Raw genomic sequence first — 12,641 nt, 5'->3', positions numbered from 1 at the left:
ATGATCTCTATCTTGCGACGTGGCCTGTTGGTGCTGCTTGCCGCGCTGCCGTTGATGGCTAACGCCGTGGCTGCGCCTTCGGCCCATGACATCATCCAGGACACGACGACCCGGCTGTTGGCGGACCTTTCCGCCAACAAAGAGAAGTACAAGCAGGACCCAAGTGCGTTCTATGACGCGCTGAACGGCATCGTCGGCCCCGTTGTGGACGCCGACGGCATCTCCAGGAGCATCATGACTGTCAAGTACTCGCGCAAGGCGAGTCCGGCACAGATGACTCGTTTCCAGGAGAACTTCAAGCGCAGCCTGATGCAGTTCTATGGCAACGCCTTGCTTGAGTACAACAACCAGGGCATCACCGTTTCGCCGGCCAAGGACGAAAGCGGCACCCGCACCAGCGTCGACATGCAGGTCAAGGGTAACAACGGCGCGATCTACCCTGTCTCCTACACTCTTGAGAAAATCAACGACGAGTGGAAGGTGCGCAACGTGATCATCAATGGCATCAACATCGGCAAGCTGTTCCGCGATCAGTTCGCCGACGCGATGCAGCGCAATGGCAACGATCTGGACAAGACCATCAACGGTTGGGCCGGTGAGGTCGCCAAGGCCAAGGAAGTGGCCGAAGAAGCCGAAGAGAAGCAGGCGCAATGATCGAGTCGGTGAGTGAATCGGCCGTTCGTCTGGGTGAGGCTGGCGTGCTGATGCTCAGTGGCGTGCTGGATTACCGCACGGGCCCGGCCCTGCGCAAGGAGGGCCAGGCGCTGATCAAGTCCATCAGTGCCGCCGAGGTGGTCATTGACTGCTCGGCGGTGCAGAAGTCCAGCAGCGTCGGCCTGTCGCTGCTGCTGTGCTTCATGCGGGACGCCAAGGCTGCCGGCAAAACGTGGAGCATCCGTGGGATGCCCGAAGACATGCGCGAAATAGCCCAGGTCAGCGAGCTGACCGAGTTGTTGGCGCACCCCTGACCCATTGTGGCGAGGGAGCTTGCTCCCGCTGGCCGCGCAGCGGCCCCTGCTTTTATTGGGACAGCTTTGCAGCCAGGCGGGAGCAAGCGCCCTCGCCATGATGATTCACGCAAGCAAGTGGCCAGCGTTACTCGTCAGAGTCCTGCTTCGCGGGGTTCGCAGGCGCGGGGCTTTTTTGTATGATGTGCGACCCGCGCGCACAGGGCGCCGATTGAGGTTGAGCATGCAGGCTGTAGAAGTGAAGAGCTTCCTAGAAGGAAAGCTGCCTGGTACGCAGGTGGAAGTTGAAGGCGAAGGCTGCAACTTCCAGCTGAACGTGATCAGCGATGAACTGGCGGCGTTGAGCCCAGTGAAGCGTCAGCAGAGCATCTATGCCCATTTGAACCCATGGATCGCCGATGGCAGCATCCACGCGGTCACGATGAAATTTTTCAGCAGCGCGGCCTGGGCCGAGCGCACCTGAGCCCAAGGGCCTCGAGATTCTTATGGATAAACTGATTATTACCGGCGGCGTTCGTCTTGATGGCGAAATCCGTATTTCCGGGGCAAAGAACTCCGCCCTGCCGATCCTGGCCGCGACCCTGCTATGCGATGGCCCGGTGACCGTGGCCAACCTGCCGCACCTGCACGACATCACCACGATGATCGAGCTGTTCGGCCGCATGGGCATCGAGCCGGTGATCGACGAGAAGCTCAGCGTCGAGATCGACCCGCGCACCATCAAGACCCTGGTCGCCCCGTACGAGCTGGTGAAGACCATGCGTGCGTCGATCCTGGTACTGGGCCCGATGGTCGCCCGTTTCGGTGAAGCCGAAGTCGCCTTGCCTGGCGGTTGCGCCATTGGCTCGCGCCCGGTGGACCTGCACATTCGCGGCCTGGAAGCCATGGGCGCGGTAATCGACGTCGAAGGCGGCTACATCAAGGCCAAGGCGCCGGAAGGCGGCTTGCGCGGCGCGCACTTCTTCTTCGATACCGTCAGTGTGACCGGGACCGAGAACATCATGATGGCCGCCGCACTGGCCAAGGGCCGTAGCGTGCTGCAAAACGCCGCACGCGAGCCTGAAGTGGTCGACCTGGCGAACTTCCTGATCGCCATGGGCGCCAAGATCAGCGGCGCTGGCACCGATACCATCACCATCGATGGCGTCGAGCGCCTGCATTCGGCCACCTACAAAGTGATGCCGGACCGGATCGAAACCGGCACCTACCTGGTGGCCGCTGCGGTCACCGGTGGCCGCGTCAAGGTCAAGGACACCGATCCGACCATCCTTGAAGCCGTCCTGGAGAAACTCAAGGAAGCCGGTGCCGAAGTCACCTGCGGCGAAGACTGGATCGAAGTGAACATGCACGGCAAGCGGCCAAAAGCCGTCAACGTGCGGACCGCTCCGTACCCGGCGTTCCCGACCGACATGCAGGCGCAGTTCATCTCCCTCAACGCCATTGCCGAAGGCACGGGTGCGGTGATCGAGACGATCTTCGAAAACCGTTTCATGCACGTCTACGAACTGCACCGCATGGGCGCCAAGATCCAGGTGGAAGGCAACACGGCCATCGTGACCGGCACCGAGAAGCTCAAGGGCGCGCCAGTGATGGCCACCGACCTGCGGGCCTCGGCCAGCCTGGTCATCTCGGCCCTGGTTGCCGAAGGCGATACCCTGATCGATCGCATCTACCACATCGACCGTGGTTATGAGTGCATCGAAGAGAAACTGCAGATGCTCGGCGCCAAGATCCGCCGCGTGCCGGGCTAGTTCCGGCTGCATGGGCGCAGGGACGCGTCCGTTGATTTCGTTTTATCGAGGGTGGTTGCACCCTCGATGTGTGTCCGGCGCCGCTTGCGACCGGGCATGAGTACCTTGATAAGGACTGACGTTTCCCATGTTGACCATCGCACTGTCCAAGGGCCGCATCCTTGACGACACCCTGCCGCTTCTGGCTGAAGCGGGCATCGTGCCGACCGAGAATCCGGACAAGAGCCGCAAGCTGATCATCCCCACGACCCAGGCCGATGTGCGCTTGCTGATCGTGCGTGCCACCGATGTGCCGACCTACGTGGAACATGGCGCCGCCGACCTGGGCGTTGCCGGCAAGGACGTGCTGATGGAATACGGCGGCCAGGGCCTGTACGAGCCCCTGGACCTGCAGATCGCCCGCTGCAAGCTCATGACCGCCGGTAAAGTCGGCGCGCCGGAGCCCAAGGGGCGTTTGCGCGTGGCGACCAAGTTCGTCAACATTGCCAAGCGTTATTACGCCGAGCAGGGCCGTCAGGTCGATATCATCAAGCTGTACGGTTCGATGGAACTGGCGCCGCTGATCGGCCTGGCGGACAAGATCATCGACGTGGTCGACACGGGCAACACCCTGCGGGCCAATGGCCTGGAACCCCAGGATTTCATCGCCGACATCACCTCCCGGCTGATCGTCAACAAGGCTTCGATGAAAATGCAGCACGCCCGTATCCAGGCTCTGATCGATACCCTGCGCAAGGCAGTGGAATCGCGACACCGCGGCTGATTCACCTGCGCGACCTTGAGTCGCGCCCGTCTATCCGTGTCATAGCCAATTTTCTCAGGTGCCCACGCGAATGGACTGGTAGCTTAGGGCGCCTGAGCATTTGCCATTAATGAGGCCTTCGCTATGACCGCTCCCACTTCGATTCGCCGACTCAACGCTGTCGACCCGGATTTCGCACATCATCTGGATCATCTGCTGAGCTGGGAAAGCGTGTCTGACGACTCGGTCAATCAGCGGGTGCTGGACATCATCAAGGCTGTGCGCGAGCGTGGCGATGCCGCCCTGGTGGAATTCACCCAGAAGTTCGACGGCCTGCAAGTGGCGTCCATGGCCGACCTGATCCTGCCGCGCGAGCGCCTGGAACTGGCCCTGACCCGGATCACCGTGCCCCAGCGCGAAGCCCTGGAAAAAGCCGCGTCGCGGGTGCGCGACTATCACGAAAGGCAGAAACAGGACTCCTGGAGCTACACCGAAGCCGACGGCACGGTGCTGGGCCAGAAGGTCACGCCGCTGGACCGCGCCGGCCTGTACGTGCCGGGTGGCAAGGCGTCCTATCCGTCCTCGGTGCTGATGAACGCGATCCCGGCCAAGGTCGCCGGCGTGACCGAGGTGGTCATGGTCGTCCCGACCCCGCGGGGTGAAATCAACGAGCTGGTGCTGGCCGCCGCTTGCATTGCCGGCGTGGACCGGGTGTTCACCATTGGTGGTGCCCAGGCCGTGGCTGCGCTGGCCTATGGCACCGAAAGCGTGCCACGGGTCGACAAGGTGGTCGGCCCGGGCAACATCTATGTCGCCACCGCCAAGCGCCACGTGTTCGGCCAGGTCGGCATCGACATGATTGCCGGCCCTTCGGAAATTCTCGTGGTGTGCGACGGCCAGACCGATCCGGACTGGATCGCCATGGACCTGTTTTCCCAGGCCGAGCACGACGAAGACGCCCAGGCGATCCTGGTCAGCCCGGACGCCGAGTTCCTCGACAAGGTCGCCGCCAGCATCGATAAGCTGCTGCCGACCATGGACCGCGCCGAAATCATCAACACCTCGATCAACGGCCGTGGGGCGCTGATCCATGTCCGCGACATGGAGCAGGCCATCGAAGTCGCCAACCGTATCGCGCCGGAACACCTGGAGTTGTCGGTCGCCGACCCGCAGGCCTGGTTGCCGCAGATCCGTCACGCCGGTGCGATCTTCATGGGGCGCCACACCAGTGAGGCCCTGGGCGATTACTGCGCAGGTCCCAACCACGTGTTGCCGACCTCCGGCACCGCGCGCTTCTCGTCGCCGCTGGGGGTGTATGACTTCCAGAAGCGTTCGTCGATCATCTTCTGCTCCGAGCAGGGCGCATCCGAACTGGGCAAGACCGCTTCGGTGCTGGCCCGTGGCGAATCGCTGAGCGCCCACGCGCGCAGTGCCGAGTACCGCATTCTTGACGAGCCATCCATTGAAGGGCAGGGGAACTGAAATGAGTAAATTCTGGAGCCCGTTCGTCAAGAATCTGGTGCCCTACGTGCCGGGTGAACAGCCGAAGCTGACCCGCTTGGTCAAGCTCAACACCAACGAGAATCCCTACGGCCCATCGCCCAAGGCCCTGGCGGCGATGCAGACCGAGCTGAACGACAACCTGCGCCTGTATCCGGATCCCAACAGCGACCTGCTCAAAGGCGCCGTGGCCCGCTATTACGGCGTGCAGAGCAACCAGGTGTTCCTGGGTAATGGCTCGGATGAAGTGCTGGCGCACATTTTTCACGGCCTGTTGCAACATGACCAGCCGCTGTTGTTCCCCGACATCAGCTACAGCTTCTATCCAGTGTATTGCGGGCTGTACGGCATTCAGTTCGATGCGGTGCCGCTGGACGCGCAATTCCAGATCGACCCGGCAGACTACGCCAAACCCAATGGCGGGATCATTTTCCCCAACCCGAACGCGCCGACCGGCTGCCTGCTGGCGCTGGAAGCGGTCGAGCAGATCCTCAAGGCCAACCCGGATTCGGTGGTGGTGGTCGACGAGGCCTATATCGACTTCGGCGGCGAGACGGCCATCAGCCTGGTGGATCGCTATCCGAACCTGCTGGTGACCCAGACCTTGTCCAAGTCCCGCTCCCTGGCGGGGCTGCGCGTGGGCCTGGCGGTGGGCCATCCGGAGCTGATCGAAGCGCTGGAGCGGATCAAGAACAGCTTCAACTCCTACCCGCTGGATCGCCTGGCGAATGTCGGCGGCGCGGCGGCGTTCGATGATCGCGAGTATTTCGATCGGACTTGCCGGTTAGTCATCGAGCACCGTGAATGGGTCGTGGCCCAACTGCAAGCCAAGGGCTTTGAAGTGCTGCCTTCGGCGGCCAACTTCATTTTCGCCCGCCATCCTCGGCACGATGCGGCCGGGTTGGCGGCGAAACTGCGGGAACAGGGGGTGATCGTGCGGCACTTCAAGCAGGAGCGGATTGCCCAATTCCTGCGGATCAGCATCGGTACACCGGAGCAGAACCAGGCCCTGATCGAAGCCCTCGGCGAACTCTGAAACTCTGCAAATCCCCTGTGGGAGCAGGCTTGCCCGCGAAGGCGTAGTGTCAGTCGCTTCGATGTTGGCTGAACCGACGCCATCGCGAGCAAGCTCGCTCCCACAGTTGTTTTGGGGTGTTCGCACTGTCGGCGTTCCACCGCCAATCCCTCTGTGGGAGCGAGCCTGCTCGCGATGGGGCCTTCGGATCAGACCCTGAACTGATTGATCAACCGCCGCTGCTGCTCCGCCAGTTTGGTCAACCCGGCGCTGGCCGCGCTGGATTCGTCGGCGCCGCTGGCGACTTCGTTCGCCACTTGCCCGATGTTGATCACGTTACGGTTGATGTCGTCGGCTACGGCGCTTTGTTCCTCGGCGGCGCTGGCGATCTGGGTGTTCATGTCGTTGATCACCGACACGGCCTGGGTGATCGTTTCCAGGGCCTGGGCCGCTTTCGCCGCATGCTGCACGCTTTCGTCGGTGCGGGTCTGGCTGTCTTCCATCACCCGCACCACATCCCGGGTGCCTTGTTGCAACTGTTGGATCATCGTCTGGATTTCTTCGGTCGCCTGTTGCGTCTTCTGCGCCAGGTTGCGCACTTCATCGGCGACTACCGCGAAACCACGGCCCTGTTCACCGGCCCGGGCGGCTTCGATGGCGGCGTTGAGGGCGAGCAGGTTGGTCTGCTCGGCGATTCCGCGGATGGCGGTGAGGATCGCGTTGATGTTCTCGCTGTCCTTGGCCAGGGTCTGTACCACGCCCACCGCCTTGCCGATTTCCACGGCCAGGGCACCGATGGAGGTGGAAGTGTCCCGCACGATCTGCATGCCCTGGCTGGCAGCCTGGTCTGCATGGCTGGCGGCCTGGGCGGCTTGGGTCGCGTTGCGGGCCACGTCCTGGGCGGTGGCGGTCATTTCGTGCACGGCAGTGGCGACTTGATCGATCTCTGACATCTGCTTGTGCACGCCCTGGTTGGTGCGGATCGCGATATCGGCGGTATGCTCCGACGAATCGCTGACGCTCTGCACCGAGGTCACCACCTGGGTGATCATGCCCTGCAACTTGCTCAGGAAGGTATTGAAGCCCCTGGCGATCGCCCCCAGCTCATCGGCGCGGTCGCTCACCAGGCGGCGGGTCAGGTCGCCTTCGCCCTGGGCGATGTCATCGAGCATCGCCACCATTTGCTTGAGCGGTCGGGCAATGCCGTGGCCCACCAGCCAGATCACCAGCAGACCGATGCCGGCAATCACCAGGCCCACTATCGCCATGCCGAAGATATCGGCCTGGCGCTGATGGTCGAGGTCTTTCTGCAGCGCTTGCAGGTCGGCCATGACCGCGTTCAGTGGCAGCTGCAGCATCAGCGTCCAGCGGGCGTTGGTCTCGCCGATGCCGAACGGCATGTACACCTCGATATGCCCGTGTGCTTCGTCGATGTCATAGCGCACTTCGCCGTCGCCCAGCTTGGCGAGGTTATCCAGTGCACTGGCGTCCAGCAGGTCGCTGGCCTTTTCTCCGAGTTTGCTCGGGTCCTTGGTGAAGGCCACCAGTCGATTATTGCTGGAGAGCAAGGCCATTTCCCCGGCGCCGTCGTACAACTTGCCATCGGCGGCCACGAGCATGTCCTGGATGAAGTTCACCGACAGGTCGGCGCCGACGATACCCTGGAACTGGCCATCGATCATGATCGGTTCGATGAACGAGGCGAGCATGGTCATCGTGCTGCCAACGCGATAGGGCGCCGGGTCGATCACGCAGGCTTTCTTGCTGTCCTGGGAGCACAGGTAGTACTCACTGGCGCGGATGCCGGTGGAAAGTAGTTTCTGGTCGGTCACGTCGGCGAGTTTTTCCAGGCCCAGGGACCCGTCCTGGTTACGGAACCACCACGGCAGGAAACGCCCGTTGGTTTCCATGCCCACCACCTGTCTGTTCACATAGTTGGCGTCGTCGTGGTCGATGGCGTTCGGTTCCCAGGCGATGTAGGCACCGAGGATCTTCGGGTTGCGCACCACGGTTTCGCGCAACAGGCTGATCATTTGCTCGCGGGGCACCTTCAATTGCGGGTTGCCGTCCGTGCCGTTCATGCCCATCAAGGCGTTGCTGGTAGCCAGGCCGCGGGCGAGCAGCAGCGGGGCTTCCAGTTCCCGCTGGATCAGGCTCGCCTGGGTGCGGGCCAGGGCAGTGAGACGTTGCTCGATGAGTTGTTCGAACTGGGCCTTGGTCCGCTGTTGCACCATCTCCTGGGTGCGCGCGCCGGCAAACAACGAGTACAGCACGAGGGCGCCCACCACGCTGAGCACGATGGCACCGGCCAGGGCGGCCACGGAAAACTGGATCGATCTGAATTTCATAAAGGCTCCGGACGCGGAAATGACGTCTGGAGCCGTTATCGGCGTTTCTGTGGCGCGGCATGAGGCGCTGTTCGTCGGGTGACTGTTTTAGCTGCGTAGGTGTCGCAAATGGACTGGGTGGGGTCTGTCAGAAAAACCTGTAATCCTTCGTTATGTATCTGGCGCCGATACAGATCAAGGCCTAGGATACGCCCACGTTTCCAGGGAGCTTTTTTACATGAACAAGACATTGATGGTGAGTGCTCTGAGCGCGGCGCTGCTGCTCACCGGTTGCCAGTCGGTCAATACCACCAGCGGCGGAGCCGTGGGCGTGGAGCGCAAGCAGTACATGTTCAGCATGCTGTCGACCGATCAGGTCAACCAGATGTACGCCCAGTCCTATCAAAAGACGATGGGTGAGGCGAGCGCCCAGGGCGCGCTGGACAAGACCAGTAACGATGCCAAGCGCATCCAGGTCATTGCCGATCGCTTGATTGCCCAGGCGCCGATGTTCCGCCCGGATTCGGCCCAGTGGAACTGGGAAGTGAACCTGATCAAGAGCGATGAACTCAACGCCAATTGCGGCCCTGGCGGTAAGATCATGTTCTACACCGGCCTGATCGACCAGTTGAAGCTGACCGACGCTGAAATCGCCGCGATCATGGGCCACGAAATCGCCCACGCCCTGCGCGAGCACGGGCGCGAAGCGATGTCCAAGGCCTATGGCATCGAGATGGCCAAGCAGGGCGCTGGTGCCTTGTTCGGCCTGGGCCAGGACAGCCTGGCGTTGGCCGACACCGTCGCCAACTATGGCATGACCTTGCCCAACAGCCGTGGCAACGAGAACGAAGCCGACCTGATCGGCCTCGAACTGGCCGCCCGCGCCGGCTACGACCCGAACGCGGCGATCACCTTGTGGAACAAGATGGCCAAGGCCTCGGAAGGCGCGCCACCGGAGTTCATGAGCACCCACCCGTCGTCGAGCAGCCGTATCGCTTCATTGCAGGCGGCGATTCCGAAGGTGATGCCGCTTTATCAGCAGGCCAAGAAATAAGCATCGTCATGCGGTAAAAGCTGTTTTTTGTGGCGAGGGAGCTTGCTCCCGCTCGGTCGCGTAGCGGCCGCAAAAGCTTAGGGCTGCTTCGCAACCCAGCGGGAGCAAGCTCCCTCGCCACAGAACCTGCATCAACCTGATCAAACCCATCCGCTGCTCTGCATCGCCTTGTACACCGCCACGATCGCCAGGACGAAGAATGCCGAGGCGGCCAGGCGGCGGATCAGGGCCAGGGGCAGCTTCTCGGCGGCGAAATTGCCCGCCAGCACTACCGGCACGTTGGCAATCAACATGCCCACGGTGGTGCCGATGATGACCAACCACAACTCCGGGTATTGCGCGGCGAGCATCACCGTGGCGATCTGCGTCTTGTCGCCGATTTCCGCCAGGAAGAACGCAATGAGCGTGGTCAGGAACGGCCCGAACTTGCGGGCCGTGTTCGCTTCCTCATCGTCCAGTTTGTCCGGGACCAGGGTCCACAGCGCCGTGGCGGTGAAGCTTGCCGCCAGTATCCAGTGCAGCACCGCATCGGAGAAAAATCCACTGACCCAGGCCCCTACTGCCCCGGCGGCTGCATGGTTGGCGAGTGTTGCGGCAATGATGCCGGCGATGATCGGCCAGGGTTTGCGAAAGCGAGCGGCCAGGATAAGTGCGAGCAATTGCGTCTTGTCGCCAATTTCGGCCAGCGCAACGATAGCGGTAGGTACGAGGAGTGAGTCCAGCATCAGGAATTCCTAAAGGGGCGGGTCGACACGGCTATGACACGTACAGCCTTCCCGCCCCGGGTAAGGTGTGCGTGTCATAGGTCTTGTCAAACCCAGCGACCATCTGCGTGGACGCTTGGGCCGCATACGCCATGGTCTGCTGACCAAGTATGTTGACGTATGCCGGGCGAGCATGGCGCTCGCGGGAGACTACTCCCCTAGGACGGAGCGGATTCTGCCTAGGCAAATCCGATTGGGCAAGTGCTGTTGCCTAAAAGATTTCAACCGCGTTTGGCGCGGTAGATGCGAAAGCCCTGGCCTTCGGCCTTGATGGCGCAGACGCCCAGATGCTCCTCGATCAGTGGCTGGTACTTGAGGAAACTATTGGCAACCAGCCGCAGTTCGCCACCATTTTTCAGATGTTTGGCCGCTTTTCGCAGCAGGTTTTCCGTTGCGTGGTAGTCGGTATGCACGCCGACATGGAATGGCGGGTTGCTCAAAATCGCGCTCAAACCCATCGGCGCGGCGTCGATCCCATCACCAGTCAGCACCTCGGCTTCCAGACCGTTGGCAGCCAGGGTCAGGCGACTGCTGGCGGCGGCGAATGCGTCCACGTCCAACAGGGTGACGGTGTTGTGCGGGTAGCGCCGCTTGACCGCCGCCCCCAGCACCCCGGCACCGCAGCCGAAGTCCAGCAAGTGCCCGCTGGGCAGTTTATCCAGGTGTTCCAACAGCAGCGCACTGCCGCGATCCAGGCGACCGTGGCTGAACACCCCCGGCAAGCTGATGACCTTCAGCGGGCCTTCGGCCAGGGGCAATTCGTAGGTCTGGGCCAGGCTTTCCAGGGGCGTGGCCTCGGGTGCGTTGGCGACGGTGACTTGCCACAGTTGGCAATGCCGCGCACTGTCGAGTTTGCGCGGCTTGCCGAACGGGTTGAGCTGCTTGGACGCGCCTTCGATGCCGCTGCGTTTTTCCCCCACCAGGTACACCTCGCGACCGGCCAGGCGCGCCGCCACGGCATTGAGGATGTAGTCGGTCAGGTCCTTGGCCTTGGGCAGGAACACCACGGCTGTGTCGAACCCACGCTCGGGCACGGTCACGCCAAAGTGGCTGCGCTCGGGAAAGCGAGCGTCCAGCGCCGCCTGATCGCCGGCATGCCAGCACCAGCCATGGGCCTCTGGCAAACGGCCGAGCAGATCGTCGGCGGGCAGGCCGGCCAACAACACCGAGCCCTGGAATAACTCGGCCTGACGAAGCAGTACTTCACTGCGCGGATCCATGGTCTGCTCCTTGATAAAGCGGGTAAAAAAAAGTGCGGCAGTTTATCAACTGACGACACGCCGCGCTGTACCGCTGAAAAAGCCCAGGGCGTTTTCGCTCATTTGCCCGACGATCCGTTGCCGCGCCTCGCGGCTGCCCCAGGCGTTGTGCGGTGTGACGATCAAGCGTGGAATATCGCCGGCCAGCAGCGGGTTGCCTTGGGCCGGCGGCTCCACGCTGAGCACGTCGGTGGCGGCGCCCCCCAAGTGACCGTTGCGCAGGGCTTCGGCCAGGGCCTGTTCGTCGATCAGGCCGCCACGGGCGGTGTTGACCACGAATGCGCCGGGCTTGAGCTGCGCCAGTTCGCGAGCGCCGATGAAGTTCCGCGTGTGCTCGTTGAGCGGGCAGTGCAGGGTCAAGGCATCGACTTGCGGCAACAACTGCTCCAGCGGCAAGCGGTCAGGGCGGGCCGGGCGCCCGGGGATCTGCCCCAGCAGCACACGCATGCCAAAGGCTTCGGCCAGCCGCCCGACGGCGCTGCCCAATTCACCATGGCCCAGCAAACCCAGGGTCTTGCCTGCCAGCTCGACAATCGGATAGTCCAGCAGGCAGAACTGCGAAGCCTGTTGCCAGCGACCTTCACCCACCGCTTTTTGATAATCGGCCAGGCGCGTCGCCAGGTTCAGCAACAGCATGATGGTGTGCTGGGCCACCGACGGTGTGCCGTAACCCTGGCAATTGCACACCGTGATCCCATGGCTGCGGGCGGCGGCCAGGTCGACATTGTTGGTGCCAGTGGCGCTGATCAGGATCAGCTTCAGTTCGGGGCTGGCCGCCATGGCCTGTGCATCGATCACGATTTTGTTGGTGATCGCCACGGTGGCGCCCTTGAGCCGCTCGATGACCTGCTCCGGCGTGGTCCGGGCGAACAGTTGCAGGTCGCTGAAGCAGTTGCGCAGCGGGCCCAAGTCCAGGTCGCCAAGGTCCAGGGAAGGGTGGTCGAGGAAGACTGCGCGGGCGGTGTTCGTCATCAGCTGTACCTTTTATCTCAAGAATCGAAGGCGTAATGTGGCGAGCCTACCAGATGGGTTATAGCTTTGGTCTTGTGCGATATTGGCGGGATCATGAAGAACCTTGTGGCGAGGGGATTTATCTCCGCTGGACTGCGAAGCAGTCCCAAAAGCTCTGGAAATGATTTTTGCCTGACACACCGAGTATTCAAGTATCAGGGCTGCTTTGCAGCCCAGCGGGGATAAATCCCCTCGCCACATACCCACTTTCCAAAAAGTTGATGTTTGTTTCGAGATTGCGTTAGCCAAG

At 62.2% G+C, this 12,641-nt stretch carries 12 protein-coding genes, 1 pseudogene and 1 riboswitch; of the genes and pseudogenes, 8 read left to right on the top strand and 5 right to left on the bottom strand.

The window, feature by feature from the left end; all coding sequences use genetic code 11:
- The 7 genes from TK06_RS16275 (at position 1) to hisC (ending at position 5,997) form a co-directional block, all read left to right on the top strand.
- The gene (locus TK06_RS16275; RefSeq protein ID WP_063322906.1) at positions 1 to 654 is read left to right on the top strand and encodes an MlaC/ttg2D family ABC transporter substrate-binding protein; all 654 of its coding nucleotides are present in this window, start codon (positions 1 to 3) and stop codon (positions 652 to 654) included.
- A gap of 8 nt (positions 655 to 662) precedes the next feature.
- Entirely contained in the window at positions 663 to 968 is a 306-nt protein-coding gene (locus TK06_RS16270) for an STAS domain-containing protein (protein ID WP_063325164.1), read from the top strand.
- A 223-nt stretch (positions 969 to 1,191) separates the two neighbouring features.
- Positions 1,192 to 1,431 (top strand): BolA family protein, encoded by a 240-nt coding sequence (locus TK06_RS16265; protein WP_007953556.1) that lies wholly within the window; start codon positions 1,192 to 1,194, stop codon positions 1,429 to 1,431.
- 22 nt (positions 1,432 to 1,453) lie between these two features.
- A complete protein-coding gene (murA, locus tag TK06_RS16260; protein WP_003197868.1) occupies positions 1,454 to 2,719 on the top strand; it encodes a UDP-N-acetylglucosamine 1-carboxyvinyltransferase in 1,266 nt (421 codons plus the stop codon).
- A gap of 127 nt (positions 2,720 to 2,846) precedes the next feature.
- Entirely contained in the window at positions 2,847 to 3,482 is a 636-nt protein-coding gene (gene hisG / locus TK06_RS16255; RefSeq protein ID WP_003197870.1) for an ATP phosphoribosyltransferase, read from the top strand.
- Positions 3,483 to 3,605: 123 nt separating this feature from the next.
- Positions 3,606 to 4,943: a histidinol dehydrogenase gene (gene hisD, locus TK06_RS16250; protein ID WP_063322905.1), complete on the top strand. Its 1,338-nt coding sequence runs from the start codon at positions 3,606 to 3,608 to the stop codon at positions 4,941 to 4,943.
- Position 4,944: 1 nt separating this feature from the next.
- Positions 4,945 to 5,997, top strand: a complete 1,053-nt coding sequence (hisC, locus tag TK06_RS16245) for a histidinol-phosphate transaminase (protein ID WP_063322904.1) — start codon at positions 4,945 to 4,947, stop codon at positions 5,995 to 5,997.
- Between the two features lie 188 nt (positions 5,998 to 6,185).
- Here hisC and TK06_RS33500 read toward each other — a convergent pair whose 3' ends face one another.
- Both TK06_RS33500 and TK06_RS33495 read right to left on the bottom strand, forming a co-directional pair.
- Positions 6,186 to 6,929 carry a methyl-accepting chemotaxis protein gene (locus tag TK06_RS33500; protein WP_371856178.1) on the bottom strand — a complete coding sequence of 248 codons (744 nt, stop codon included), beginning with the start codon at positions 6,927 to 6,929 and terminating at the stop codon, positions 6,186 to 6,188.
- 114 nt (positions 6,930 to 7,043) lie between these two features.
- Positions 7,044 to 7,244 (bottom strand): annotated as a pseudogene (locus tag TK06_RS33495) (HAMP domain-containing protein); the annotation flags it as partial.
- Between the two features lie 1,297 nt (positions 7,245 to 8,541).
- Here TK06_RS33495 and TK06_RS16235 point away from each other — a divergent pair.
- Positions 8,542 to 9,357, top strand: a complete 816-nt coding sequence (locus TK06_RS16235; RefSeq protein WP_063322902.1) for a M48 family metallopeptidase — start codon at positions 8,542 to 8,544, stop codon at positions 9,355 to 9,357.
- Between the two features lie 140 nt (positions 9,358 to 9,497).
- Here the strand turns inward: TK06_RS16235 and TK06_RS16230 are convergent, their stop codons facing one another.
- The 3 genes from TK06_RS16230 to TK06_RS16220 all read right to left on the bottom strand — a co-directional run bounded on the left by TK06_RS16230 (position 9,498) and on the right by TK06_RS16220 (position 12,352).
- On the bottom strand, positions 9,498 to 10,082 hold the full coding sequence (locus TK06_RS16230) for a TMEM165/GDT1 family protein (protein WP_063322901.1): 585 nt from the start codon (positions 10,080 to 10,082) through the stop codon (positions 9,498 to 9,500).
- An 88-nt stretch (positions 10,083 to 10,170) separates the two neighbouring features.
- A riboswitch (yybP-ykoY riboswitch) is annotated at positions 10,171 to 10,293 on the bottom strand.
- A 49-nt stretch (positions 10,294 to 10,342) separates the two neighbouring features.
- Positions 10,343 to 11,341, bottom strand: coding sequence for a class I SAM-dependent methyltransferase (locus TK06_RS16225; protein ID WP_063322900.1), 999 nt, complete (start codon positions 11,339 to 11,341; stop codon positions 10,343 to 10,345).
- 45 nt (positions 11,342 to 11,386) lie between these two features.
- On the bottom strand, positions 11,387 to 12,352 hold the full coding sequence (locus TK06_RS16220) for a 2-hydroxyacid dehydrogenase (protein ID WP_063322899.1): 966 nt from the start codon (positions 12,350 to 12,352) through the stop codon (positions 11,387 to 11,389).
- Positions 12,353 to 12,641: the final 289 nt, after the last annotated feature.

It is taken from the genome of Pseudomonas fluorescens (assembly GCF_001623525.1).
GTDB lineage: Bacteria > Pseudomonadota > Gammaproteobacteria > Pseudomonadales > Pseudomonadaceae > Aquipseudomonas > Aquipseudomonas fluorescens_Q.
This window is presented reverse-complemented; position numbering and strand designations above follow the sequence as displayed.

What these genes read in the sequence shown, in the direction of transcription:
- TK06_RS16235 (WP_063322902.1), top strand. Translation starts at nt 8,542, where the DNA reads ATGAACAAGACATTGATGGTGAGTGCTCTGAGCGCGGCGCTGCTGCTC.
- TK06_RS16275 (WP_063322906.1), top strand. Translation starts at nt 1, where the DNA reads ATGATCTCTATCTTGCGACGTGGCCTGTTGGTGCTGCTTGCCGCGCTG.
- TK06_RS16265 (WP_007953556.1), top strand. Translation starts at nt 1,192, where the DNA reads ATGCAGGCTGTAGAAGTGAAGAGCTTCCTAGAAGGAAAGCTGCCTGGT.
- hisG (WP_003197870.1), top strand. Translation starts at nt 2,847, where the DNA reads ATGTTGACCATCGCACTGTCCAAGGGCCGCATCCTTGACGACACCCTG.
- TK06_RS16225 (WP_063322900.1), bottom strand. Translation starts at nt 11,341, where the DNA reads ATGGATCCGCGCAGTGAAGTACTGCTTCGTCAGGCCGAGTTATTCCAG.
- TK06_RS16230 (WP_063322901.1), bottom strand. Translation starts at nt 10,082, where the DNA reads ATGCTGGACTCACTCCTCGTACCTACCGCTATCGTTGCGCTGGCCGAA.
- hisD (WP_063322905.1), top strand. Translation starts at nt 3,606, where the DNA reads ATGACCGCTCCCACTTCGATTCGCCGACTCAACGCTGTCGACCCGGAT.
- hisC (WP_063322904.1), top strand. Translation starts at nt 4,945, where the DNA reads ATGAGTAAATTCTGGAGCCCGTTCGTCAAGAATCTGGTGCCCTACGTG.
- TK06_RS16220 (WP_063322899.1), bottom strand. Translation starts at nt 12,352, where the DNA reads ATGACGAACACCGCCCGCGCAGTCTTCCTCGACCACCCTTCCCTGGAC.
- TK06_RS33500 (WP_371856178.1), bottom strand. Translation starts at nt 6,929, where the DNA reads ATGTCAGAGATCGATCAAGTCGCCACTGCCGTGCACGAAATGACCGCC.
- murA (WP_003197868.1), top strand. Translation starts at nt 1,454, where the DNA reads ATGGATAAACTGATTATTACCGGCGGCGTTCGTCTTGATGGCGAAATC.